At 44.9% G+C, this 24,700-nt stretch carries 19 protein-coding genes and 1 tRNA gene; 13 read left to right on the top strand and 7 right to left on the bottom strand.

Annotation, left to right across the window (positions count from 1 at the left end):
• Nucleotides 1-170 precede the first annotated feature (170 nt).
• The 3 genes from HHO50_RS18335 to HHO50_RS18325 all read right to left on the bottom strand — a co-directional run bounded on the left by HHO50_RS18335 (nt 171) and on the right by HHO50_RS18325 (nt 1,286).
• Nucleotides 171-341 carry a hypothetical protein gene (locus HHO50_RS18335; protein WP_181308199.1) on the bottom strand — a complete coding sequence of 57 codons (171 nt, stop codon included), beginning with the start codon at nt 339-341 and terminating at the stop codon, nt 171-173.
• A 211-nt stretch (nt 342-552) separates the two neighbouring features.
• The gene (locus HHO50_RS18330; RefSeq protein ID WP_181308197.1) at nt 553-756 is read right to left on the bottom strand and encodes a helix-turn-helix transcriptional regulator; all 204 of its coding nucleotides are present in this window, start codon (nt 754-756) and stop codon (nt 553-555) included.
• 2 nt (nt 757-758) lie between these two features.
• Nucleotides 759-1,286, bottom strand: coding sequence for a DUF2975 domain-containing protein (locus tag HHO50_RS18325; RefSeq protein WP_181308195.1), 528 nt, complete (start codon nt 1,284-1,286; stop codon nt 759-761).
• A gap of 398 nt (nt 1,287-1,684) precedes the next feature.
• Here HHO50_RS18325 and HHO50_RS18320 point away from each other — a divergent pair, with 398 nt between their 5' ends.
• The 4 genes from HHO50_RS18320 to HHO50_RS18305 are packed head-to-tail and all read left to right on the top strand — an operon-like array spanning nt 1,685 to nt 7,332.
• On the top strand, nt 1,685-4,384 hold the full coding sequence (locus HHO50_RS18320) for a D-alanine--D-alanine ligase (protein WP_181308193.1): 2,700 nt from the start codon (nt 1,685-1,687) through the stop codon (nt 4,382-4,384).
• 3 nt (nt 4,385-4,387) lie between these two features.
• Nucleotides 4,388-5,182, top strand: coding sequence for a PASTA domain-containing protein (locus HHO50_RS18315; RefSeq protein ID WP_181308191.1), 795 nt, complete (start codon nt 4,388-4,390; stop codon nt 5,180-5,182).
• A gap of 9 nt (nt 5,183-5,191) precedes the next feature.
• Nucleotides 5,192-7,030 (top strand): T9SS type A sorting domain-containing protein, encoded by a 1,839-nt coding sequence (locus HHO50_RS18310; protein ID WP_181308189.1) that lies wholly within the window; start codon nt 5,192-5,194, stop codon nt 7,028-7,030.
• Nucleotides 7,027-7,332, top strand: a complete 306-nt coding sequence (locus HHO50_RS18305) for a rhodanese-like domain-containing protein (RefSeq protein ID WP_181308187.1) — start codon at nt 7,027-7,029, stop codon at nt 7,330-7,332. The genes HHO50_RS18310 and HHO50_RS18305 overlap by 4 nt, the downstream gene beginning before the upstream one ends.
• 223 nt (nt 7,333-7,555) lie before the next feature.
• Here the strand turns inward: HHO50_RS18305 and HHO50_RS18300 are convergent, their stop codons facing one another.
• Entirely contained in the window at nt 7,556-8,680 is a 1,125-nt protein-coding gene (locus HHO50_RS18300; RefSeq protein ID WP_181308185.1) for a site-2 protease family protein, read from the bottom strand.
• On the bottom strand, nt 8,670-9,314 hold the full coding sequence (locus HHO50_RS18295) for an HAD family phosphatase (protein WP_181308184.1): 645 nt from the start codon (nt 9,312-9,314) through the stop codon (nt 8,670-8,672). Before HHO50_RS18295 ends, HHO50_RS18300 begins: the two co-directional genes overlap by 11 nt.
• Nucleotides 9,315-9,387: 73 nt before the next feature.
• Between HHO50_RS18295 and HHO50_RS18290 the strand changes: the two genes are divergently transcribed.
• Nucleotides 9,388-9,461, top strand: a tRNA-Ile gene (locus HHO50_RS18290).
• Between the two features lie 160 nt (nt 9,462-9,621).
• Here HHO50_RS18290 and HHO50_RS18285 read toward each other — a convergent pair.
• Nucleotides 9,622-10,659, bottom strand: a complete 1,038-nt coding sequence (locus HHO50_RS18285; RefSeq protein WP_181308182.1) for a BT4734/BF3469 family protein — start codon at nt 10,657-10,659, stop codon at nt 9,622-9,624.
• Between the two features lie 235 nt (nt 10,660-10,894).
• On the opposite strand from HHO50_RS18285, the gene HHO50_RS18280 reads away from it, so the two are divergent.
• The 8 genes from HHO50_RS18280 to HHO50_RS18245 all read left to right on the top strand — a co-directional run bounded on the left by HHO50_RS18280 (nt 10,895) and on the right by HHO50_RS18245 (nt 23,873).
• A complete protein-coding gene (locus HHO50_RS18280; protein WP_181308180.1) occupies nt 10,895-12,658 on the top strand; it encodes a reverse transcriptase domain-containing protein in 1,764 nt (587 codons plus the stop codon).
• A gap of 133 nt (nt 12,659-12,791) precedes the next feature.
• A complete protein-coding gene (locus tag HHO50_RS18275) occupies nt 12,792-14,336 on the top strand; it encodes a class I SAM-dependent DNA methyltransferase (protein WP_181308178.1) in 1,545 nt (514 codons plus the stop codon).
• Nucleotides 14,329-15,504 carry a restriction endonuclease subunit S gene (locus HHO50_RS18270; RefSeq protein ID WP_181308176.1) on the top strand — a complete coding sequence of 392 codons (1,176 nt, stop codon included), beginning with the start codon at nt 14,329-14,331 and terminating at the stop codon, nt 15,502-15,504. The genes HHO50_RS18275 and HHO50_RS18270 overlap by 8 nt, the downstream gene beginning before the upstream one ends.
• Nucleotides 15,504-16,169 carry an abortive infection family protein gene (locus HHO50_RS18265; RefSeq protein ID WP_181308174.1) on the top strand — a complete coding sequence of 222 codons (666 nt, stop codon included), beginning with the start codon at nt 15,504-15,506 and terminating at the stop codon, nt 16,167-16,169. Before HHO50_RS18270 ends, HHO50_RS18265 begins: the two co-directional genes overlap by 1 nt.
• Entirely contained in the window at nt 16,166-19,396 is a 3,231-nt protein-coding gene (locus HHO50_RS18260) for a type I restriction endonuclease subunit R (RefSeq protein ID WP_181308172.1), read from the top strand. Before HHO50_RS18265 ends, HHO50_RS18260 begins: the two co-directional genes overlap by 4 nt.
• A gap of 163 nt (nt 19,397-19,559) precedes the next feature.
• The gene (locus tag HHO50_RS18255) at nt 19,560-21,116 is read left to right on the top strand and encodes an AAA family ATPase (protein ID WP_219921581.1); all 1,557 of its coding nucleotides are present in this window, start codon (nt 19,560-19,562) and stop codon (nt 21,114-21,116) included.
• Between the two features lie 2 nt (nt 21,117-21,118).
• Nucleotides 21,119-22,495: a hypothetical protein gene (locus tag HHO50_RS18250; RefSeq protein WP_181308170.1), complete on the top strand. Its 1,377-nt coding sequence runs from the start codon at nt 21,119-21,121 to the stop codon at nt 22,493-22,495.
• Nucleotides 22,496-22,796: 301 nt separating this feature from the next.
• Complete coding sequence (locus tag HHO50_RS18245) at nt 22,797-23,873, top strand: YhcG family protein (protein ID WP_181308168.1); 1,077 nt, start codon at nt 22,797-22,799, stop codon at nt 23,871-23,873.
• Between the two features lie 419 nt (nt 23,874-24,292).
• Here the strand turns inward: HHO50_RS18245 and HHO50_RS18240 are convergent, their stop codons facing one another.
• A complete protein-coding gene (locus HHO50_RS18240) occupies nt 24,293-24,682 on the bottom strand; it encodes a hypothetical protein (protein ID WP_181308166.1) in 390 nt (129 codons plus the stop codon).
• Nucleotides 24,683-24,700 lie beyond the last annotated feature (18 nt).

Genomic DNA, 24,700 nt, shown 5'->3' with positions numbered 1-24,700 from the left:
AGGTAAGGTTAGGTTCTTCGTACGCAGATCCTGTTTAAATAGGTGCAGGCAAATATACAGATTTCGTTACTCGTTGTTTGTTTCAGTTACCCGATTTTCAAAATGCGCCAGAAAGTATGGTCGCTGTGAAAGAGCGATGGTTTTAAGTAGATGTGTTTTGGGCCTGTTTTTCAAAAAACAGGCCCAAAGCCATTGCTGGCGCCTCTGGCAGTGGCAACCATCTTTTTCTTGTCTGAGTTGCCGTCATATTGGTTTCGGGTAAGGATGATGGCCCATCCGGTGCAGAGAAGTGTTGCGGCAGATAATGCCATCACCACGGGTTTTGTTTCCTTGCCTTTCATAGGCAGATAATTAGGGGTGCAACAGCCGGTTTCTTAATTATTCGCCTGAAAGTCAAACAAGCTGAAAAGGGCAAACTGTCACAAGTAAGAAAGGTTTTGTTTCTGATGTGCCAGAGGCAAGCCCAGTGACACGCACGTGAAAATAGTGGCCCTTTGTTGAAAGAGCCACTATTAGTTATGTTTACAATAAAGTAAGCGGTACTACATCTGGTTAATCCACATATTCCAGAATGTCGGCGGGCTGGCAGTCCAGTGCCTTGCAAATGGCTTCTAAGGTGCTGAACCTGATGGCTTTGGCTTTTCCGGTTTTTAAAATGGAAAGATTAGACAACGTTAACTCCACTTTTACGGAAAGCTCGTTCAGAGACATTTTCCTTTTCGCCATCATCACATCCAAATTAACGACTATGGGCATAACTAAACGGTTAATTCGTTTTCGGTCTGTAACTCAATTCCCCTTTTAAAGACCTGCGCGATGATAAAGATGATGCCCGCCAGAAACAGGAATTCACTGCTTTCCCAGTGCAGCGGCAGCGCAATGCCGCTCTTCAGAAGCACTTTGCTGTAGCTGCTGGCTATCACTGCCAAAACTCCGGTGCCCAAGGCAATGTGGCTGATCTGGGAAATAAGCGCGGCATTGGTTGAGTTGAACGGATTTGCGTAGTCAAACTTTGAGAAAATCTTCACCACCAGATACGCCAGGTACGCTTTCAGGCCAGACAGGAAAACAACCAGCGAAACCACCCCTACATAATGCCGAAGGCTGAAACTGTACAAATCATGCAGATCCAGACCCAAGTAAAGGTCTCTGGCCCCTTCAGGATTCACAAAGAGGCTGACAAAAAACGAAATGACAATGGCCCCGGTCTTCATGCAGAGCCCTATGAATACTACCCAGGAAATAATATTCAGAACGGTTAAAATAAGCTTTGTTTTTGTTTCCATCTTATTCTGTTTTAAAGTGATAATGCAACGTTCAACAAATATTTATTAATAAACAATAAATATTTGTTGATATTGTAGATAATTTATTGTGAGTAGTAAGTGATGTTCTTTGGCTGTTGTTGAAGATGAAAGATCTGCGTCCCAAATTGCTTGAGCATTGGCGGCTATTGGTTTGTCCTCTAAATTCCATTGCGGTAAAACCTTTTTCTGTTTTCGGCCTGTTTTTCATAGAACAGGCCGAAAACAGAAAAAGGCCTCCTTTAAATGCATGCGGTGTTTATTTGCCAGGGAATACGTAGAGTCTTAAATTGAACCAGTCTGCGGCGCAGGCCGATGCTTTTTAGCGAACGAAAATCGAATAACTAACAACGAATAACGAAATCAGTATCTTTGCCCTAATGAAAATTGGAATAATCTTCGGGGGGCCATCCCGGGAGCGCGAAATCTCTTTCGCCGGGGGCCGCACCGTCTTCGATAATTTAGATAAGTCCCTGTTTGAGGCCGTACCGGTATTTGCCGACAGCCTGGGGAATTTCATCCTGCTGGACTGGCATTACATCTACAAAGGCACCATCCGCGATTTCTATCCGCCGGTAGACGTGGTGCCCCACACCCAGCATGGCCTGCAGATGTACCTGGAGAGCCTGGGCAACCTGAGCGAGGAAGAACTGAACGGCATTGCCTCCCGCGTAGGCCGCCGCATTCATCCGCACCAGTTCCGGGAACTGTTTGACTTCGCGTTTTTGACTTTGCACGGCCCATACGGCGAAGATGGCAGCATCCAGGGCTTGCTGGAGTGGTACGGCCTTCCGTATTCCGGTTCCGGCATCATGGCCTCGGCCATTGGCATTGACAAGATTGCGCAGAAAGCCCTATTGCAGCAGCACGGCTTCGCGACACCGGATTACCGCATTCTGGGTTTGCAGGAGTGGCACGCCACGCAAGACCGCGCCGCGCTTTTAGACAATCTGGTGGCTGAGTTAGGCCTGCCGCTGGTCTTGAAAGCCCCGCACCAGGGTTCTTCCATTGGCGTTTCCATCATCAAAGAGAAAAACCTGCAGCAGTTTGAAGAAGCGGTGGCCCGCAGTCTGTTCTCGCTCACCATCCAGAAAACTGAGTGGAACGGCAAGACGGCCCAGCAGCAACTGAACTTCGTGAAAACCTTGACGGATATCCGCGAGGGCATCGGCTTGCCGGTGCAAACCCAGGACGGCAAACTGATTTACGCACCCGAGGAACTGTTGAACCAGCTTTCGGCTACTTTTGCCCAAAACGGCCCCGAAACGCTCACGCTCACCAACGTGGAGAGCGAGACGCAGGTGCTCATTGAAGCGTTCATCAACGGCCGCGAGTTTTCCTGTATTGTGGTGCAAGACCAGACGGGGAGACCTTTGGCCTTGCCCCCCACCGAGATCAGGAAAGGCGGCGAGGTCTTTGACTACCGCTCTAAATATTTGCCCGGCCTGAGCCGCAAAATCACACCCATTGACTTGCCTACCGAGCAGATTCAGGAGATACGGCAGCAGTGCGAACGCCTGTACACCAGCTTGGGCTTCAACGTGTACGCCCGTCTGGACGGCTTTATCACCGATTCTGGCGAGATTTTCCTCAATGACCCCAACACCACGAGTGGCATGTTGCCGTCGTCGTTCTTCTTCCACCAGGCCGCCGAGATTGGGCTGAACCCCTCGCAGTTCCTGACCTACATCATCCGGACATCTTTGGCGGAGCGGGTGAAATCTGGCAAGAATACGTCGCACTTAACAGCCTTGCTGAGAAGATTAGATTCGGCGATGGCCGATGAGCGCGCGCACCGCCATGACAAGCTGCGGGTGGGTGTGATTATGGGCGGTTACTCGTCTGAGCGCCACATTTCCGTGGAAAGCGGCCGGAACATCTACGAGAAACTGGCCTCTTCTACCAAATACGAGCCCATTCCCATTTTCCTGACCGGAAACGAGGAAACGCATCAGCTGTACCAGATTCCCATCAACATCATGTTGAAGGACAACGCAGATGACATCAAAGAGAAAATAGAAGCCGCTGAGGCGGGCGTGCCTACGCACCCGGTGTTGGCCCAAATCAAAGAAGCCGCCTCGGGCATTACGCGTACGTACGCCGGTAGCACGTTGCAGAAACCGCAGCGGCTCACGTATGAGCAGTTGAAGAGTCTGGTAGATGCGGTGTTCATTGCCTTGCACGGTAGACCAGGCGAGGACGGTGAGTTGCAGACCGAGCTGGAAAAATATTTGATTCCGTACAACGGCTCAGGCATCCAGTCTTCGCAGGTGACCATCAATAAATTTGAGACCAACCGGATTCTGCGCGAAAACGGCGTGCATGTGGCAGAGCACATGCTGGCTTTCAAGAAAGACTGGCAAGAAAATCAAGATGCGTTCTTCCAATACATTGAGGAGCGTTTCGCTTATCCGTTCATCGCCAAACCCGCCGATGACGGGTGTTCTTCGGCGGTGAAAAAAATCAAAACCCGCGAAGAACTGGAAGCCTTCGCGGAGTTGATTTTCCGGAACTCCGTTGAAATACCGGAAGGCCCGGCCCAGGTGCTGAAACTGAGCTTCAAGGAAGAGGTGCCCATGAAAGGCTATTTCCTGATTGAGAACCTCATTTCGCGCGAGGGCGCGAAGCACTTCCTGGAGATTACGGGCGGTTTATTGACCAGCTATGGCTCTAATGGGCGCACCGAGTACGAAATATTTGAGGCCTCTGAAGCGTTGGCCGAAGGAGAAGTACTGAGTCTGGAAGAGAAGTTTTTGGCAGGAGAGGGGCAGAACATTACCCCGGCCCGTTACGCCAGAGACCCACAGGAGCGGCAACGCATCTCTGACCAGGTGAAGCAAGACCTGAAACGGGTGGCGGAGATTCTGCGCATTGAGGGATATGCCCGCATAGACGCTTTCGTGCGGGTGCACCAGGACGGTAGCGTGGAGACCATCATCATTGAGGTAAACTCGCTGCCTGGCATGACCCCGGCTACGTGTATCTTCCACCAGACGGCCATTAACGGCTACAAACCCTATGATTTCATTGACCGCATCCTGCAGTTCGGCATGGAGCGCACCAAAAAAGTTATCTCTTAAGTAATGAGTGGTTTTCTGAAAGCCCAGTCCTTGGGTGACGTGTTCAAGCATCTGGCCATCATGGTGGTCATTGTGTTTCTGTTTCTGTTTCTGTTCTTCTTTGTGTACCTGCCCAGCACCACCAACCATGGTGAAACCATTTCGGTGCCCAACCTGGCGGGCATGTCCGTAGAGGAGCTGGAAGATTTTCTGGCGGACAAAGACCTGCGTTTTTACGTGAGTGACTCCACTTATGAGCAGGGCAAAGCTCCGTTCTCGGTCATTACCCAGGAACCGAAAGCGGGCGAAAAGGTGAAAGAAGGCCGGAAAATCTACGTGAGCATCAACATGAAGAACCCACCGCTCATCAAGATGCCGAAACTCATTGAAGGCTCGGTGAAGAATGCCGAGATGATTCTGAAGAACTATGACCTGAACCTGGGCGAGATACGGTATGTGCCGGACTTGGCCGAGAACTCCATTCTGCGCCAGTTCCTGAACGGCCGGGAAATCAAGCCGGGTGAACCGGTGGCCAAAGGCTCCCGCATTGACCTGGAGGTAGGAAACGGCTTGGGCAATACCGAATTGGATGTCCCTTCCTTGGTGGGCATGCCAATTGACGAAGCCACCATGCTGGTGACCGGACAAGGTTTGCAGATTGGTTCCGTTATCTACATGGAAGCGCCCAACGGAGAACTGGACGGAACCGTATTGAAACAAAGACCCATTGCCGGTGACAGTGTCAAAACAAAGATCAGAACCGGAGAATTAATAGACATCTGGGTGGCCGGGCCACAATCGGTAACGCCTATTCAATAAAAGAATTCTATGCGTCAGCGGCTGACCATCTTTCTGATGTTATTCTTGGGGGGATGGACAGCCCACGCACAGGTATTGACGCCCCTGAACCAATTGCCCGCCCACGTGGCGGGAACAGGGCAAACCGCCGGAAAACCCATCGGGGCCACGCCCCAGCCACTCGCCCCCGGCGATACCCTTTCCCTGCCGTTTTTTGATGATTTCGCCCAAAGCGAAGGTGCCCCTGATGCCACGCGCTGGCTCACCCGCGGCGGGGTTTCCGTCACCAACAGATTAGCAGCCAATCCGCCGTCTATTTACGCGGCCTCCTTTGATGGCTTGAACGCCGAAGGGCAGCCGTACGGCAACAGCACCGCCGTTGGCCCTACCGATACCCTTACCTCCAAACCCTTGAACCTGAGCACCCTCCAGCCGCAGGACTCCTTGTACCTGAGTTTTTACTGGCAGGCGGGTGGGTTGGTAGATGCGCCGGACTTTTCCAGTTCTAACCTTTATTCGCTGCAACTAGAGTTCAAAGAGGCAAACGGCACCTGGAATTCTGTCTGGTCGCAAAGGGGAACCGGACGCTCCACAATGTTTGCCCCGGTCATGGTGGCTCTCAGGGAAAGCCGCTACCTCTACAATGGCTTCCAATTCAGGTGGGTGAGCAGCGGCAGACAAAGCGGCCTACGCGATGTCTGGCACGTAGATTATGCGTACCTAGACCGTAACCGCCGGCAGGGGCAACTCCAAACCTATGACGTAGCCTTAACCCAGCGGCTTCCTTCTTTGCTGCAACGCTACAGTGCCATGCCCATCTGGCAGTTTCTGGAGAGCCCGACCGGGGAGACCAGACAACAAGTAGGTTCTGAACTGGCTAACCTCAGCAATGTGCCCGCCGCCTTGAGCTGGCGCGCGTACGTGAAAAACCTGACCACCAGTGCCGTGGATACCTTCCTGCGCGGAAGTGCCCCGGTCAATGCCGGTGTCAGAACCCCCATTACCGCTGCGCCGCCCAGTGCTTTCCTGAGCAGCCAGAACCAGCCCTATTCCTTAGAGACCGTTCTGTTTCTGAACACGAAAGAACCCAATTTCTACACCCGCTACAATGACACCCTCCGGCGGCGGACAGACCTGCAGGACTTCTATGCCTATGATGACGGCTCCGCCGAGACCGGGTTCAGTTATCCTTCGGGAACCGCGGTGCAGTTGGGGTATCAGTTTGACGTAAACAAAGCAGATAGAATCAAAGCCGTCCGGATATTCTTTACCGGCACCAACACGCCCGGCACCGAACTGTTTCTCCGCATCTGGGCCGATAACAACGGCAGACCCGCTGACCAACCCGTATATGAGCAACGCTTTGTGCTACCCGCCGCCACTGGCTTGAATAATTGGCTGGAGATCACCCTAGACCGGCAAATAGAGGTGCAGGGCCGCTTTTACGTAGGCTACCGGCAACCTTCGGGCGGCGTGTTTGTCAACGTAGGCTTTGACCTGAACGAGAACACAGACGGAAAGCTCTTCGCCTTGAACGGAGCCACCGCTTGGGGTGCCGTTGAAAATCTGGGCGGGGCCCTGCTCTTGCGGCCCGTGATGACCGGGACGCTTACCTCAGCAGGCGATGAACTTGCGACTTCGGAGGCGCTCTTGTACCCTAATCCAACCAATACCGGGCATTTTTACCTGCACCAGGCCTTTGACCAGGTGCAGCTCTACACCCTTACCGGCCAATTACTCCAAACCTGGACAAAAGTGCCGAAAGGCCAGCCGTTAACGCTCTCCACCGGGCTCACCACCGGAATTTATCTTGTAAAATCCCAAAAAGGAAACCAACTTAGAACCGCTAAACTAATCCTTCAAAAATGATTACTGCAGACATCACCGCCGCTGAACTGAAACAACGCTTAGCCAATAATGAAACTCCTATCTTAATTGATGTGCGCGAGCCTTGGGAACACGAAGAGCAAAGCATTGCTGGTGCCAAGTTGATTCCCCTGGGCTCTTTGCCCGAGCGCATCCATGAATTGGAGGAATACAAAGACCAGGAAGTACTGGTGCATTGCCGCTCTGGCAAGCGTTCTGCCACGGCCCAAGCCATCATGCAACAGCAAGGCTTCACCAACGTCCGCAATGTGTCAGGCGGCATGTTGGCCTACAACGAGGCGTAATTTTAATAGAACCAATATCCCCGTTTCGGGGCTACTTTTCAGAAAGCAGCCCCGAAACGGGGATTTTGTTTGAATGAGATTGAAATAGGGAGAATAGGAGGTGAATCCGTTTGGATTCGAACCAAACACCTGCTGCTTAGAAGGCAGGTGCTCTACTTATGCTGTACTTGAACACTGCTCTGTTTCGGGGCTGTTTTCTGAAAAACAGCCCCGAAACAGAGCATCAGTCAATGATAAACGGGGCGGGGCTGAAACAGAGGACGAATACGACCAGGGCAACCCAGCCCAACAGGATTCTTCCCCGGCTTAACGGTTCCTCATTGGGGCTGGACGGATGGAAAACCCCTAAAGCTTTAGACAAGACCAATCCGAAGACCAACCAGCCGTTATATCCTTGCACCTGGGGCCAGATGATTTGGACAAAAAGCTGGGCACTCAGCACCCCGGCGGCTACCAGCACACCTCTTCGGGCCTCTGGGAACAGGGGGCGGAACACGACGAGCAGGTAAAGGGCGTATCCGGCCCATTTCCACCAATCTTCCTCTACATTGATTTCCAGCGACAGCAAGCCTAATCCGGCATAAAAGATAAAGAGAATGTAGAGAATGGGCGATAACCGGTTGAAGCGTTCATAACCCATCATGCCATACAGGATGTGTCCGCCGTCCAATTGCCCAATGGGCAGCAGGTTCAAGGCGGTAAAGAACAGCGAGAGAAACCCGGCAAACAGGAGCGGGTAATGGACAATCTCGTACCTACTGGGCAGTAAAGCAGGGTCAGCCACCAGCTCTTCGAAAAGCCAGAACAGCAGGTTTCTGCCTATGGCCAGGTCATCGGCCCGGTAATACACATGCGCCTCATAGTTCTGCCCCCAAACGCGGTAATCTGGATGGATGGAATAAAGGTACTCCAGCGGCGGAAGGTGCGTGAAGCCATAGGCCAGGATAGCCAATGCCAGCACAAAGCCCGCCAAAGGCCCCGCAATCCCGATGTCAAAAAACTCCTTCCGGGAGAAGATGCGCTCTTTGATTCGGATGAAGGCCCCCATGGTACCAATCCCGAAGGTGACCCCCAGCCAGATGGGAATGTAATACGGCAGGGTGACCCGCACCCGGTAAAAGCGGGCAGTGAGGTAATGGCCAAATTCATGGACGGTCAGGAAACCCAGAAACGCCGACGAGAACGCCAGTCCGCCCAGTACCTGCTGCCAGGTGATGGCCGGGGGCCAGATGAATCCCCCATACCCGTAAAAGAAAGACCGGCCGTACCGCCATTCGGCCCCCGCCAGGGTAGTCGTGACCACGGTGAGCAGGAACAGCAGTACGTGCAGCGCCAGCTTACGCGCCATGTTCGGGCAGCGCCTCCTTCAGCACCTGGTTAATGGTAAGCGGAGGAGCCAGGTGGATGGTGTGCAGGCCTACTTTTTTGGCTCCTTCAATGTGCTGGATGCTGTCATCAATAAACAGCGTCTCTTCGCGTTTCAGACTGTTTTCGGCCAGTATGTGCTCAAAAACGGCACCGCCCGGCTTCCGCATCCGCACTAAGTGCGAGTAATAGGCTTTGTCAAAGAGGCTGTCTAGGCTGGGTATCCCGAAATTGTCTTCCACAATCTTATTGAAGGCGAGCATGTGGATGGCGTTGGTGTTGCTGAGCAGGAAAAGGCGGTAATGTTCTCCTAACGCACGCAGCAGTTCAATCCGCTCGGCCGGAATATCCAGGAGCAAACTGTTCCAGGCTTCATCTATTTGTTCATCAGACGCCTCCAGGTAATATTCGGCCCGAAGTCCTTCCCTAAATTCCTCAGAGGAGATATCCCCGCGCTCATACAAGTCAAATAGTTCAGACTGAGCCTTCTGGCTAAAGTCTACCTTTGACCCAGTTTTGCCGTAGGCCTTGAGGGCATCGGTTCCTTTGGCATAGTCAATGTTGATGATGACCCCACCCAGGTCAAAGATGATATTCTTTACAGAAGAAAAGTCCACGAGATTACCTGTTTTGTTTTGCGTTTTAAAACACAAATTTGTAGAATTGCACTCCCAAATCAAAGATTTGGCCGGGCCTATAGCTCATTCGGTTAGAGCAACTGACTCATAATCAGTAGGTGCTTGGTTCGATTCCAAGTGGGCCCACCTGATAATCAGCCACTTACGAGGTAAAACTTGTAAGTGGCTTTTTTATTTGCAAACAATTTGAGAAACAACTCCAAAAATAATAAATGGAAAAGTAGAAGACGGATTCCAAGTACGGGCAACGAAAAAATGTAGAGGACTTTTTTCAGGATATCATTTCCTACTTATTGTTAAGCTTAAAATTATTTTTAGTTCTAACCTCAAAACCTTTTTGCTGCGCTAGATAAATGATTGTGGCAAAGTTGATCTCTCCAAGCCTTCTGTTCCTGTAGCAATACTGTAGTAAATAACGACTTTTGTAATCATCATGGCATAAACCATCCAATCTGCAAAGCTTCAGAAAGTAGCCCTCTCCAAGTGTATATGTGAACGAGTTTGCTAATGCGATGGCTACCCTAAACCAGTCGTCATAGGATGAAGTGATAGAGAGTTTGTTTTTTGATAAGAAGGTGATGATTTTTGCCAGCTGTTCCCGGTTCTGCTTATTATTCCTTCCTTCTGTTTTATGGAATAGGGCTGAATCTATGTCGCGAATGTTAGTTTTAAACTCTTTCTTAACGTCGCTATTAACCCTTGAAGCACTTCTCCTAGTTTTCGGAGTACCTTCCTCAAATAGCCTTACTAAATCTTCTTCTCTGATTTCGAAAATTTTACTTTTGTTCTTTTGTAGTAGGTTAGGGTCATATGAGACAAAGCATAAACGACAAACGTCACTCCCACATACATCAACAGCTATTTGATAATGGTTATCAAAATATTTAACAGCGGCATCAAAATAATACTTATGGGTTTCTGCTGTGGCATTTGTTTTCATTAATGCTTTTATACCATTGCCCGAAGGAGATATCCAGCAGGCGAAGATGTGTTCATCTTGAAATAAGAGAGCCTTTTTAGCTTCTACCTCTTCAGGTAACAGATTATCGACGTCAATGATTAGCAGTGGATTGAAGGTAACCAAAGTTTCCTTGCTATGTGGCCCGTTGAATGTGCCACAGAAGGTTAAGGCAGGAAGTCGTTTTTTTAATATAGTATAACTCTCTTTACCATCTTCTAAGAGAACTCTCCTGCATTCCTCTATACTAACTTTATAAGTCTTCTCTTTAATCTTATTCAACTCTTCAAGCAAATTTACCTGCTTCGCATGCTTAGATAGAGCTCCTTCATACCTTGAAATTGAAATATCATGTAAAGTTTCCATAGTTGTCTAGTTGTATAACTAAATATATAGAAATTTTATATATTTGAAGAGTTGGAGTAGTGAAGGATGTAAACTTGTTTAAATCAAGTTGAATCGGTGTAACTATAATCAATTAGTTACTAGGCTTTATGCCGAAAGAATGACTCTGCACGAGTCTCCGTATGTTTCCAGTGCACACTTATGTGTCAGTATTTGGTATGGAATTTACTTATCCACTACTCCAACACTTTTTTTTATGAAGGCTTACGAAGATTATTTTTCAAGTGAAAGTATAATCAAACTCTTGTGTCGCCAGAGAATTAAACTTGCCAAAAAAAGGCATGAAAAACACCTTTTGCGCGATATAAGTCTTCATGGTTCTACAAAAAGGCATTTAGGGATAAAAAAGGATTATGGTTTTAGCTCAATGTTTCCGCCCAGGAGGACTTGGGTAAGATTTAATAACATACAGAGATTAAAGTATAAAAATAGTTCAGATTTAAATGTAGCTGCACTTTATTATACTATCTTAGAAACTCATAAGCTTGTTTCAAGTAGCAAGTTATTCCCGCCAGATTGGTATTTAAATCTGCAAACTTTCATTCTTTCGGTTCAAAAGGAAATTGCTGGCTTAACCCCGTTAAAATTGCAACCTCCTGAAACAAGACCTATAAAGAAAGAAATAGAAGGAGGTCTAACTATTTGTAGACCTATCTCTACTTACAAGCTAAAGGAAAGAATTATTATAAGCCTAACAGCTAAATACTTAATTAAATCTTTTGATCCCATTTTTAGAGATTCTTCTTTAGCTTTTAGAGCTACTCAACCAGGAGCTAAACTAATTACGCACCATGATGCAATAGAGAAGATACTAGAATATAGGAAAACTAATGAAGGTGCTATTTGGGCTGCAGAATGCGATATTAAGAAGTTCTTTGATTGTATAAATCATAGGCTTATTAAATTAAGCTTTACATGCTTGTCTAAGAAGCTGCTTGTAAAAGGCATAGATATTGCACCAAAAGCTAAAGAGGTTTTTGTCAAATATTTGAATTCTTACACCTTTAACAAGCAAGTATTTACATTAAATTCTAATCAAGAATTTTTTAAAAAGTTTAAACTAGAGAATGGTTGTTTTGAATGGCCAAGTAGCAAACTAGAATCTGAATTTTATCCAGTTAATTTAGATAAGACTGCCATTGGAGTGCCTCAAGGAGGAGCAATATCATGTTTTATTGCAAATTTAATTTTGCATAAGGTAGATGACCTTGTTTTGCGCAAGCGCCAAGATAAAGATTTGCTTTATTTAAGGTTTTGCGATGATATGATAATCCTACATACCGATAAAAATAAATGTCAGGTTGCTTTGAACCACTACCTTAAAGGTGTAAAACAAATAAAGCTGCTTGTCCATGAGCCAGCTCAGATTTCTGATTATAATAAAGAGTTTTGGGAAACAAAATCAAAAGCACCTTATAAATGGGCAAATAAGACAGAAGCTAAAGGTAATGTCCCTTGGCTGGCCTTTGTAGGATATCAGATTAAATATAATGGTTTTATTAGAGTACGTAAAAAATCATTAGAAGCTGAAATAAAAAAACAGGGTGAAAAAACGAACCAAGTTTTAAAAGCAGTAAGGGCTACAGATAAAACAAATATCAATAAGAATTCTCGTAAATCATTCAATCAGCAAGTCTATGCCATAGAAAGCAGGCTGATTTCTATGGCTGTTGGTAGAGTTGCTCTGCATAATTTCAAGGATAAGACCTTTTCATTATGTTGGACCAATGGATTCAAGCATCTAGATTATAATGTTGTAGTTAAGTCCCAACTGAAAAGCCTTGACCGATCACGGTCTAAGCAAATAAATAGACTAAAATTAAAACTTAGTAGTCTGTCTAAAAAATCTGATGGTAAAGGTGAGGTAGCGAAACCAGTCCGATATTTTGGTTATCCCTTTAGTTATTACCGATTTATCAAAAATAAAGAAATAGCTAGTCTTAATCCACTTAGCCAGTAGGGAACTAGCTTTTTCTTAATTTTAATAATCTGGTTTGTTCCAAAGCCGCTAACATCCTAATTTCATTTCCATAAAACATCATTGGTGTCAAAGCTGAAGATTAGTAATTTTTTTATATCCCACCTAATAGATAATGGCTAAACAAAAAGCTACAACTGAAGAACCCTTAGAAAAACAACTCTGGAGAACAGCCGATAAGCTCCGAAAGAACATTGACGCAGCTGAGTACAAACACGTTGCGCTTGGCTTGATCTTCCTGAAATACATATCTGATGCTTTTGAAGACCTGTACCAGAAGCTAGAGGCTGGAGAAGGCGACTATGCCGGTGCCGATCCTGAAGATCGCGACGAGTATAAAGCCGAAAACGTGTTCTTCGTTCCACCAGGCGCTCGCTGGAATAAATTGCTCTCTCAAGCCAAGCAGCCAAACATAGGCACACTGGTTGATGAAGCTATGGATGCCATTGAGAATGAAAACCCATCGCTGAAAGGAGTACTACCAAAGGTATATGCTCGCCAAAACCTGGACCCAACCAGCTTAGGCGAGTTAATTGACTTAGTAGGTAATATTGCGTTGGGCACAGCCAAAGCCCGTAGTGCCGATGTGCTGGGCCATGTGTTTGAGTACTTCCTGGGTGAGTTTGCGCTGGCCGAAGGCAAAAAGGGCGGTCAGTTCTATACTCCACGGAGCGTAGTAGAGCTATTGGTTGAAATGCTGGAACCATACCAGGGCCGGGTGTTTGACCCTTGCTGCGGCTCTGGCGGTATGTTTGTGCAGAGCGAGAAGTTTGTGCTGGAGCACAGCGGCAAAATAAACGACATCTCTATTTACGGACAGGAGAGCAACCAAACTACCTGGCGGCTGGCCAAAATGAACCTGGCCATACGCGGTATAGACAGTAGCCAGGTAAAATGGAACAACGAAGGCTCTTTCCTGAACGATGCCCACAAAGACCTGAAAGCCGATTTCATTATTGCCAACCCGCCGTTTAATGTAAGCGACTGGGGCGGTGAGCTGCTCCGCAAGGATGGCCGTTGGCAGTATGGCACACCACCTACTGGTAACGCCAACTTTGGTTGGTTACAGCACTTTATTTACCACTTAGCCCCTAATGGACAAGCTGGGGTGGTACTGGCAAAAGGTGCCCTTACATCTAAAAGCGGTGGCGAAGGTGATATACGCCGTGAGCTGGTAGAGAATGGCCTGATAGACTGTATTGTAAACCTTCCGGCTAAGCTTTTCCTGAACACGCAAATACCAGCTGCCCTTTGGTTTATGAGCCGGAACCGCACCAATGGCAAGTTCCGCGACCGTAGCAAGGAAATACTTTTTATAGATGCCCGCAACCTAGGCTATTTAATTAACCGCCGTACCAAAGAGCTGTCTGCTGACGACATAAAGCAGATTGCCGATACCTACCACAACTGGCGAAACCTTAACGGCAATTACCAGGATATACCTGGCTTCTGCGTGGCTGCCCCTATTAGTAAAGTAGCAGAACTGGATTATGTGTTAACGCCGGGGCGCTATGTAGGCTTGCCTGACGAAGAAGACGGTTTTGACTTTTCCGAGCGTTTTGCAGCCTTAAAAGCTGAGCTTGAAGCTCAGATACAGGAAGAAGATCAACTAAATGAAGTAATTGCTGCAAACCTTCTAAAAGTGAAATTTAATGAGTAAGTGGAAAGAATGTAAGCTTGGTGAATTAATAGAACTGGTAACTAAAGGTACTACTCCAACTACATTAGGAGGAAAGTTTACTAATAAAGGTATAAATTTTATTAAATCTGAATCTGTTGGCTATAATGGTAGAATTGATAAATCAAAATTTGTTTTTATTGATGAGGAGACTCACCAAAAGCTTAGACGCTCCCAGTTAAAAAAGGATGATATACTTTTTTCAATGGCTGGTGTTTTCCTGGGAAAAAATGCAATAGTCACGGAAGACATACTACCTGCTAATACTAATCAAGCATTAGCAATAATTAGGTTAAACCAAGATAAAGCCTTCCCTAAGTTTGTCAGCTATTATCTAAGACAGGAAAGTGTAATTGAATTCATTAATAATATGTCTGGGCAGTCAGCTCAGCCAAATATTAATTTTGAAGAAATTAAAAGTATAGAGATACCTTGTCCACCACTTTCTGAACAAAAAGCCATTGCCGCTGTACTCGGCAGCTTAGATAACAAAGTAGATTTGCTGCACCGCCAAAATACAACCTTAGAAGCCTTGGCCGAGACCCTCTTTAGGCAGTGGTTTATTGTAGATGCTAAAGCGGAATGGGAGCAAAGGCCGTTGAGTCTAATCGCTAATTTTTTAAATGGTTTAGCTTGCCAAAAATACCCACCTGAAAATGAAATTGACAAGCTACCTGTTTTAAAGATAAAAGAATTAAGCAGCGGGATTTCAGAAAGTTCAGACTGGGCAACTAAGAATGTAAAACCAGAATACATTGTTCAAAATGGTGATGTAATTTTTGCCTGGTCAGCTTCTTTAATGGTTAAGATGTGGAATGGAGAGGATTGCGTTTTAAATCAACACTTATTTAAGGTAACGTCAGGGGAATTTCCTAAATGGTACTACTATATGTGGTCCAAACACCACTTAGATGAATTTATTGCTATAGCTGCGAGTCATGCAACTACGATGGGACACATTAAGCGCAAAGATCTAGATGAAGCCATGGTTCTGGTTCCTTCTGATAAGGAATTGGAAGAGATGACAGCTATAATTGAGCCTCTTATTAATAAGTTCATCTCTAATAACAAACAAATTAATAGCATAATTAAACTCCGTGACACAACATTGCCAAAGCTGATGAGTGGACAAGCAACCGTTACTATATAATGGAGAAGCTTAAGAAGGTAATTGAGCAATATGGAAGATGGGCAGAGCTAACAGTTTTTATAGAAAGAATTGAAGCTCACTTAGAGTTAGACTTTAGCCATTCATTAGAGAATGCTAAAGCTCTGTTAGAAGCTATTTGTAAAGAAATATGCGAGTGTAAAAACTTTGAATTGGGTGCCAAACCTTCAGTGAACAATGTTTTAAGAAGTGCTTTTATTGCCTTAGGCTTTACAAGTACGGAAATGGTTAATCAAATTTCTTCCGCTTTAGCAACAATAGGACAGCAGGTTGGAGTTCTGCGTAATGAAATAGGCCTTACGTCTCATGGAAAGACATTAGACGAAATCAAAGTAAGAAACGATGGAGTTGATCTGCTTACACGAGAGTTCTTAGTTGATTCCATTGAGATTGTTGCTTCATTTCTAATTAGAACTTTTGAAAATGAAAATCCAAGAGTACCTCAGAAATCGGAGGAAAGCAGTTTAGATTATTTTGAAGCAGTAGAGTTCAACGAGTACTGGGATGATGTTTTTGGGGAATTTTCTATGGGCAATTATTCATATGCTGCGAGTGAAATTTTATTCCATGTGGATAACCAAGCCTATGTAAATGAATATAAGGGTTTTATGTCTGAAGAAACATCCGAGGAAACAGTTGAAGAATGATAAGCACTAAAATAACTGAAAGTACCATTGAGACTTTTGCCATTGAGCTGCTGGAAAAGCAAGGCTATAATTACATTTATGCCCCAGATATTGCCCCCGATGGTGAGACACCCGAGCGTGAAAACTACGCACAGGTGCTATTGCATAGCAGATTAAAAAATGCGGTTCATAAAATAAACAAGGGTATTCCAGTAGAGGCTCAGGCAGAAGCCATAAAAGAAATACAACGCATTGCCTCGCCCGAGCTTCTGGCCAACAACGAGGCGTTTCACCGGCTACTCACCGAGGGTATTCCGGTTACCAAGCGCATAAATGGCGAAGATCGCGGCGACCGCGTGTGGCTCATAGATTTTAAAAACCCGCTCAACAACGATTTTGTAGTTGCCAACCAGTTTACGGTTATAGAGAACAACCATAACAAACGCCCCGATGTGGTCCTGTTTGTAAATGGCATCCCGCTGGTAGTCATAGAGCTTAAAAACCCTGCCGACGAAAACGCTACTATTAAGTCTGCCTACAAGCAAATAGAAACCTACAAAGCTCTTATACCTGGCCTGTTTACATACAATGCTATTACCATTATTTCCGATGGGCTGGAGGCAAAGGCTGGCTCTTTATCAGCGGGCTTCAGCCGCTACATGGCTTGGAAGTCAGCTGATGGCAAAGCCGAAGCTTCGCACCTGGTTAGCCAGCTGGAAACCCTGATTCAGGGGATGCTTAACAAGGAAACGCTCTTAGACCTAGTAAGGCATTTTATTGTTTTCGAGAAATCCGCTAAAGAAGATACAGCTACAGGTATTACCACCATTTCTACGGTAAAAAAGCTAGCGGCTTATCATCAGTATTACGCTGTAAACAGGGCCGTAGAATCTACCATGCGTGCCTCGGGTTATAAAGCTAAATTGCCTGCAAATATGGTGGAAGAATCTCCTGAAAGCTATGGCTTGCCTGGTGTAAAGAAGCAGGCCACAGGAGACCGTAAAGGTGGTGTGGTATGGCACACGCAGGGCAGTGGCAAGTCGCTCTCCATGGTGTTTTATACCGGCAAAATCGTGCTGGCCTTGGATAACCCAACCGTGCTGGTCATCACCGACCGCAACGACTTAGACGATCAGTTGTTTGATACCTTTGCCGCCTCTAAACAACTACTTCGTCAGGAGCCGGTACAAGCCGAGGACCGGGACCATCTAAAAGAATTGTTAACCGTTGCTTCCGGCGGGGTAGTGTTCTCTACTATCCAAAAATTCCAGCCCGAAGAGGGTAATGTTTACGAGGAACTCACTACCCGTAGCAACATAATTGTCATTGCCGATGAAGCACACCGCACCCAGTATGGCTTCCGGGGTAAAACTGTAGATACCAAAGATGAAGAAGGCAATGTAATAGGTAGCAAAATGGTATACGGTTTCGCCAAGTACATGCGCGATGCTTTGCCCAACGCTACCTATTTAGGCTTTACCGGTACACCCATTGAAAGCACCGATGTAAACACGCCTGCCGTATTCGGTAACTATGTAGATATCTATGACATCGCCCAGGCCGTAGAAGACGGCGCCACGGTTCGTATCTTCTATGAGAGCCGCCTGGCAAAAGTGGGACTTACCGAAGAAGGTAAAAAGCTGGTAGATGACCTGGATGACGAGCTTGATCAGGAAGACCTGACCACTACCCAGAAAGCTAAAGCCAAATGGACACAGCTGGAGGCACTTATCGGCAGTAAGAACCGGATCAACAACATTGCCAAAGACATTGTAACGCACTTTGAGCAACGCCAGGAAGTATTTGCAGGCAAAGCCATGATTGTAGCCATGAGCCGCCGCATTGCCGCCGAGCTATACGAAGCCATCATAGCCTTAAAACCTGAATGGCACTCTGATGATTTTAAGAAGGGAGTTATCAAAGTAGTGATGACTTCTTCCTCCTCAGATGGTCCACTCATCGCCAAGCACCACAGCACCAAAGAGCAACGCCGCAAGCTGGCAGACCGCATGAAAGATCCGGAAGACGAGCTGAAGCTTGTAATTGTCCGTGATATGTGGCTGACAGGTTTTGATGCCCCTAGCATGCACACGCTTTACATAGACAAACCTATGAAAGGTCATAACCTGATGCAGGCCATTGCCCGGGTAAATCGCGTGTACAAAGATAAACCAGGCGGCTTGATAGTGGATTATTTAGGCATTGCCTCAGATCTTAAAAAAGCACTCTCTTTCTACTCAGATGCCGGTGGCAAGGGCGATCCCACCATCTTACAGGAACAGGCGGTACAGATCATGCTGGAAAAGCTGGAGGTAGTTTCGCAGATGTTCCATGGTTTTGCCTATGAAGAGTTTTTTGAAGCCGAAATATCAAAAAAGCTGTCGCTGATATTAGCAGCGGAAGAACACATTCTCGGTTTAGAAGATGGAAAGAAGCGATTTATAAATGAAGTAACAGCGCTTTCTAAAGCCTTTGCTATAGCCATACCACATGATCAGGCGATGGATGCCAAAGACGAGGTTGCCTTCTTTCAGGCTGTAAAAGCACGCTTGGCAAAGTTTGATGGTACCGGCTCTGGCAGAACAGATGAAGAAATTGAAACCACCATCCGCCAGGTGATTGATCAGGCTTTAGTCTCTGAGCAGGTAATAGATGTGTTTGACGCAGCTGGTATAAAAAAGCCAGATATCTCCATTCTGTCAGAAGAATTCTTATTAGAGCTTAAGAGCATGAAGCACAAAAACATTGCGTTAGAGGTGCTTAAAAAGCTGCTCAATGATGAGATAAAGTCGAGGTCTAAAAAGAATCTGATACAAAGCCGTACGCTCATGGAGATGTTGGAAAACTCCATTAAGCGATACCACAATAAGGTATTAACGGCAGCAGAGGTGATTGACGAGCTTATAAAACTCAGCAAGGAAATAACCAAAATGGATGGTGAAGCCAACGAACTTGGCCTTACCGATTTTGAATATGCCTTCTATACAGCGGTAGCTAACAACGAAAGCGCAAAAGAGTTGATGCAGATGGATAAGCTACGTGAACTGGCTGTAGTACTCACAGAAAAAGTAAAGCAAAACGCCTCTATAGACTGGACCATTAAGGAAAGTGTAAAGTCTAAGTTAAAGGTGATTGTAAAGCGCACCCTCCGTCAATACGGCTACCCACCAGATATGCAGATGTTGGCTACAGAGACTGTTTTGAAACAGGCAGAGATGATAGCCAATGAGTTAACTTCTGCTTCTTAGTCAGCAAAAAATCTAACAGAACTGATTATATAATATTATAACTAATAGCTTGAATAGCTAATATACTAACTGTTGCCCAGGCTAAAGAGAGGAGGGATATGCCATAAGGTAGGTAGTAGCTTGTGGCAGTCATGGAGAATTTAAATTTAAATAAAATAAATAGATGGCATACTGGCATATTCAAATGATGTACCCTCATGGTCCAGAAGGGGAAAGGATCGACTCCAGCTTAATGTTAAAAGAATCTGTACCAGTTATTGGAACAGGTGAGTGGGCTGACTATCAATGCGATGACTTCAAAGATACGAAAGGCAATGGGATAAAAATTGGAGACATTATATTAGTAAGAGAAGGTAATAGACCATTAGCCTTATGTAAAATCAAAGGAGGATCATTCAAGGATCAAGTTCTTACTAATAAATATCTCAATAAAAACTTTAGAAATATTGAAGTTTTAGATTGGTACAAGGGGAAAGATAAGTTTCCAAAATCAATGGGAACTTTAGAATACCTTAGATCTAGTGATACAAAATCATGGAAGTTTGTTGATAAGTGGTATAAGCAAATTAATGCAAATAAGAAGATGCAGGATTTAATAAACATACTTAAGCACAAAAAACAAATAATCCTTCAAGGTCCTCCAGGTACAGGAAAGACATATACAGCAAAGCAAATAGCCAAGCAATTAGCAAAGAGGCAGTCAATTACGGAAGCTGATATAAGGGCGCATATAAGTGTATCTCAGGTAATTCCTAGTAGCGGTAACTACTCAACTTATTCAGTTGATTCATTTACAAATAATGGCGTTTACTTACAGACAGCTGGAGATAAGTATGAGGCAAAATTTGCTGCTATAATTGACGCATTTGAAAGGAGGACCTGGGAGAATGGGCAAGTTGCCAAAGGGAATGACCCTTATAATGCAGCAGTAGCAAAATACATTGATGAACAGCAAAAACAGCTCCCTAACGAACGTGTCAAATTGATTCAGTTTCACCCAGCATATTCTTATGAGGATTTCGTCAGGGGAATTACAGCCGAAACAGTAAATAACAATGTTGCTTATGATACAAAAAATAAGGTATTAGCTAAGCTTGCAAAAAAAGCCTTTGAGAATCCAAGAGAAAACTATGTATTGATAATAGATGAGATTAACCGTGCTAATTTACCTGCTGTGCTTGGTGAGCTTATTTATGCGTTGGAATATCGAGGTGATGTCGTAGAAAGTATGTACGGAATCAATGGTGACAATAATCTTGTGTTGCCAAATAACTTATTTATTATAGGTACCATGAATACTGCTGACCGTAGTGTTGGACACATTGATTATGCTATCCGGCGTAGGTTCGCTTTTAAAAGTGTACTACCAAATAAGCATGTGGTACATGAACTTAGCAATACCCTTTTCAGAAAAGTGTCAGAGTTGTTTATAGATGGTTATGATAATATTGATTGGAAGGAACCTGACCTTAAAAGGTCTAAACATATAGCCCAAGATTTTAATCCTGAAGACGTTTGGATAGGTCACAGCTATTTTATGACTAATCAAACAGAACAAAAAGATTTGGAAGAAGATAAAAAGGAACTTCAGCTAAAATTAGATTACGAAATAAAGCCACTTCTTCGGGAGTATGTGAAAGATGGTATATTGCGCGAAGACATAAAGTTGGAAGGGGCTGCTAATGCAATGGACTATATTAACAATAAACTTTGCCTGTAAGTATGTCTAGTAATGAAGTGGTGCTAGAAGAACACTTTTTGGAGCGCAAAGTTTACTGTGAACACTATGCTGATTATAATAAATATAGTCCGGAAAAAGGCAAAGTAAATCCTATTTATTTTACTCAGTGTGGTTACGACAAGGATCTTCCAAAGCCAATTTTTTTTCAAAACAATAAAAACCATTGCTGCTTTGCTATTACAAAGGACAGAGATATTGTAAATGGTTACTTTGTTGGTGTTGATTGGCTACGAGAGAATGAGAAAGCCGTATACGTTCAACCAAAAGTGAACCGTAGCAATAACAAACAGGTCGATTATTTAGCCATGCTTTTCTCAGCATTACGGCATCCTGAAGTGTTTGATCATACTTCTGACCTGTTTGAGATAAAGTGGGATAAACCTGAAATTAAGATCAACCAGCAGCAGGATATGCTCACTCCGCTGCTGGTACTTCAATATTTACAGGTTGTAAAAAGTATTGTGCGCAAAGGGCTTAAGAAGTCTTACTACAAGGTAGAGCACAATCTGCGCAACCGCATAAAAGGTAAAGTGCTAATTGCTCAAAATATTAAGCAAAATTTGGTAAAATCTAAAACACTTAATACCTATTGCGCTTACGATGAGTTTGGATTCAATGGCATCGAAAATCGAATTCTAAAAAAGGCTCTAGTTTTTATAGAGCGTTACTTACCTGCTTTCAATAATTTAGGCTCAAAAGAAACTTTCATCAATACATTCAACTACATTAATCCAGCCTTTGAAAAGGTTTCATCTGATGCCAGCCTGCATGAATGCCGGCACATTAAAGCCAATCCTTTTTATAAAGAATACACCTTGGCTATTGACCTAGCTAAACAAATACTTCGACGTTTCGGCTATAATATTCAGAATGCTGCAGTTGCTCAGGTAAGCACTCCACCATTCTGGATAGATATGAGCAAGCTATTCGAGCTGTATGTGCTAGGTCTGTTAAAGGATAGGTACGGAAGTGTTGATGTTGATTTCCAGTTTGGCGATAAAGCTAATAAATTGGATTTCCTGCTCAATACAGATGACTTTGTAGGGGTTGTAGATGCCAAATACAAGTTGAAGTATGAAGATGGTAATATCAAGTCAGCTGATATTCGTCAGGTGAGTGGATATGCCCGCATGCACAAGGTTTACCAAAAGCTTGGTAAAACTCCTGTTGATAATCAGCCACATCAATTAATTGATTGTTTGATTATCTATCCTGAGAAAGAGTTGAAGGTTAATTTAAAAGAGTATAAGCTGGTTCTATCGAAAAAGGAAGAAAATAAAGTGAAACGTTATGCAGGAATGTATAAAGTCGGTGTGCCTTTACCAGCAATGATCTATACAAATAATTCAAAAGAGTAAGAGGTTATCAAGGGAATTGAGGTAAGACGAGTAATCCATTAAATTAGATTAAGCAAAGTAATGCTGGCTCCGGTGAAGTAGAACTTGAATTAGAGAAATTATATCAGCTACTGCTGTTGTAGTACAGTGCTCTTGCAGACGCTAAAAAGAACTGGGCTGTATATTATCTATCCGCAACCCCTTTATTGGTTTTCAGAGTTATCAATATGGGGGCAGAGTGGCAGTATAGGAGTTCATAGTTGCTTTATAGAATCTGCCTATTTGAAAAAGGGATCAAAGAAACAGTTAGAAGAAGTACATTATGCCTGATATATCAGCTTTAATCAAACAGGAAAATACGGCTGGGCTCTTTGAGAAAGTAGCTTTACTCATCTCTGATGCTCGCCGAAAAGTGGTGGCTACTGTAAACCTTACCATGGTGCGCACCTACTTTGAGATTGGGCGCATGATTGTGGAAGAAGAGCAGCAAGGCAAGGAACGAGCTGCCTATGGTAAAGCCGTGCTGAAAGAGCTCTCCGTGCAGCTTAGCCGGAAGTTTGGGAAAGGTTTCTCGGTGGAGAACCTTGATAGGATGCGTTTTTTCTACAAGACATACTCCATAACAAATTCGTCAACAGCGTTGACGAATTCGGGGGAAAAAGATGAACGCGGAAAACAGGAGACGCCTTCCCGTGATTTTCAGCTTTCCTGGTCGCATTACATCCGTCTCATGCGCATAGAGAACCCCGCTGAACGGCGGTTTTATGAGCTGGAATGCGCCCAAAATAACTGGAGCCTGAAAGAGCTGCAACGGCAATTTGACAGCGCCCTGTATGAACGCCTGGCGCTAAGCCGGGACAAGGAACAGGTAAAGGAACTGGCCGAGAAAGGGCAGCAACTCCAGCGGCCACAAGATGTGGTGAAAGACCCTTACGTGCTGGAATTTCTGGGGCTGAAAGAAGAAGCGGTATATTCAGAGTCCACCCTGGAGCACCGCATCATTGATGAACTGCAGCATTTCTTGCTGGAGCTGGGCAAAGGCTTCACGTTTGTGGGGCGGCAGGTGCGGTTTTCCTTTGACGACAAGCATTTCAGGGTAGACCTGGTGTTCTACCACCGCTTTCTGCGTTGCTTTGTGCTCTTAGACCTGAAAATCGGGGAGGTGAGCCACCAGGACTTAGGGCAAATGCAGATGTACGTGAACTACTATGACCGCTTCGTGAAAACCGATGACGAGAACCCTACCATTGGCATCATTCTATGCAAAGAGAAAAACAATGCGCTGGTAGAAATAACCCTGCCCAAAGAAAACAGCCAAATTTTCGCTAGTAAATACCAGACGTTTTTGCCAAGTAAGGAGGAGTTGAAGGCAGTTCTAAATGAAACGATGGAAGATTAAGAAATAAGCGTAAGAGAGGAATGAATTAAGTATTCTTTCAAAGGCAATCTGTACCTGAAGAAGGTGTAATAGAAACCAACTTAAAAAGCAGACTATTGACCCTGACGGGTTGACTTAGCCTTGGGCGTTCAAGCATCTTACCTATGAGTTGGGAATCATACTGGTTTTCACTGTTAGCGTTGGTTTTACGTCGACGTTTGCTTTATGAACTCTTTGAATGAGAGTTCCAATCTTTTGCTATTAATATCTCTGCAAATTCTTCTTCGCATTTGAAAAAATTACCCCCTTGTATACAATGTCCTGAATTGTAAACAAGGGGGTAATGGACGGCTAAAGAGATAGCCAATATATTGTGCGGCCATCAAGGCTGGCTACTACTCTGTTTCGTCTCCAATCAAATGGCCACAGAGAGATAAATATCAATGTTCTCGATCACTGAATACATGTTTCTCAAAGTCTGGCAAGTCAATCAGGAAGTATACATACTGCCTGGACATATAGTCAAACAGCTTATTCAATGATTTGTACGGGAACTCAGTAATTTTCCGTATCCCCGCTTTGCCGTTGTAAGGGTTTCCTTTGTGTAGCTTTACCTGGGGAATATACCCCTTGAATTTGCCACGTTCATACACCTCCTTGCACTCGAGCTCCAGACCAAGATGTTCCCCTAAAAACTCAAGGGCATCATAGTAATTCAAGTCAACCCTAAGGCTTTTTCTATACCGCTCAATAACCTGCATGCCTTTATTGTCTGGGTTGTTCTTGATCAGGTTTTTAACTTCCCTATTGAATGTATAAAAATGATTCATTTTTATTTTTTTGTGGTG

The organism is Rufibacter sp. XAAS-G3-1, assembly GCF_013623775.1.
In the GTDB taxonomy this organism is placed as follows: domain Bacteria; phylum Bacteroidota; class Bacteroidia; order Cytophagales; family Hymenobacteraceae; genus Nibribacter.
This window is presented reverse-complemented; position numbering and strand designations above follow the sequence as displayed.

Coding starts and splice junctions, on each gene's coding strand:
- HHO50_RS18300 (WP_181308185.1), bottom strand. CDS start 8,680: ATGGCGCGTAAGCTGGCGCTGCACGTACTGCTGTTCCTGCTCACCGTG.
- HHO50_RS18240 (WP_181308166.1), bottom strand. CDS start 24,682: ATGAATCATTTTTATACATTCAATAGGGAAGTTAAAAACCTGATCAAG.
- HHO50_RS18310 (WP_181308189.1), top strand. CDS start 5,192: ATGCGTCAGCGGCTGACCATCTTTCTGATGTTATTCTTGGGGGGATGG.
- HHO50_RS18250 (WP_181308170.1), top strand. CDS start 21,119: ATGTCTAGTAATGAAGTGGTGCTAGAAGAACACTTTTTGGAGCGCAAA.
- HHO50_RS18320 (WP_181308193.1), top strand. CDS start 1,685: ATGAAAATTGGAATAATCTTCGGGGGGCCATCCCGGGAGCGCGAAATC.
- HHO50_RS18260 (WP_181308172.1), top strand. CDS start 16,166: ATGATAAGCACTAAAATAACTGAAAGTACCATTGAGACTTTTGCCATT.
- HHO50_RS18265 (WP_181308174.1), top strand. CDS start 15,504: ATGGAGAAGCTTAAGAAGGTAATTGAGCAATATGGAAGATGGGCAGAG.
- HHO50_RS18245 (WP_181308168.1), top strand. CDS start 22,797: ATGCCTGATATATCAGCTTTAATCAAACAGGAAAATACGGCTGGGCTC.
- HHO50_RS18335 (WP_181308199.1), bottom strand. CDS start 341: ATGAAAGGCAAGGAAACAAAACCCGTGGTGATGGCATTATCTGCCGCA.
- HHO50_RS18270 (WP_181308176.1), top strand. CDS start 14,329: ATGAGTAAGTGGAAAGAATGTAAGCTTGGTGAATTAATAGAACTGGTA.
- HHO50_RS18275 (WP_181308178.1), top strand. CDS start 12,792: ATGGCTAAACAAAAAGCTACAACTGAAGAACCCTTAGAAAAACAACTC.
- HHO50_RS18280 (WP_181308180.1), top strand. CDS start 10,895: ATGAAGGCTTACGAAGATTATTTTTCAAGTGAAAGTATAATCAAACTC.
- HHO50_RS18330 (WP_181308197.1), bottom strand. CDS start 756: ATGCCCATAGTCGTTAATTTGGATGTGATGATGGCGAAAAGGAAAATG.
- HHO50_RS18285 (WP_181308182.1), bottom strand. CDS start 10,659: ATGGAAACTTTACATGATATTTCAATTTCAAGGTATGAAGGAGCTCTA.
- HHO50_RS18315 (WP_181308191.1), top strand. CDS start 4,388: ATGAGTGGTTTTCTGAAAGCCCAGTCCTTGGGTGACGTGTTCAAGCAT.
- HHO50_RS18255 (WP_219921581.1), top strand. CDS start 19,560: ATGGCATACTGGCATATTCAAATGATGTACCCTCATGGTCCAGAAGGG.
- HHO50_RS18325 (WP_181308195.1), bottom strand. CDS start 1,286: ATGGAAACAAAAACAAAGCTTATTTTAACCGTTCTGAATATTATTTCC.
- HHO50_RS18305 (WP_181308187.1), top strand. CDS start 7,027: ATGATTACTGCAGACATCACCGCCGCTGAACTGAAACAACGCTTAGCC.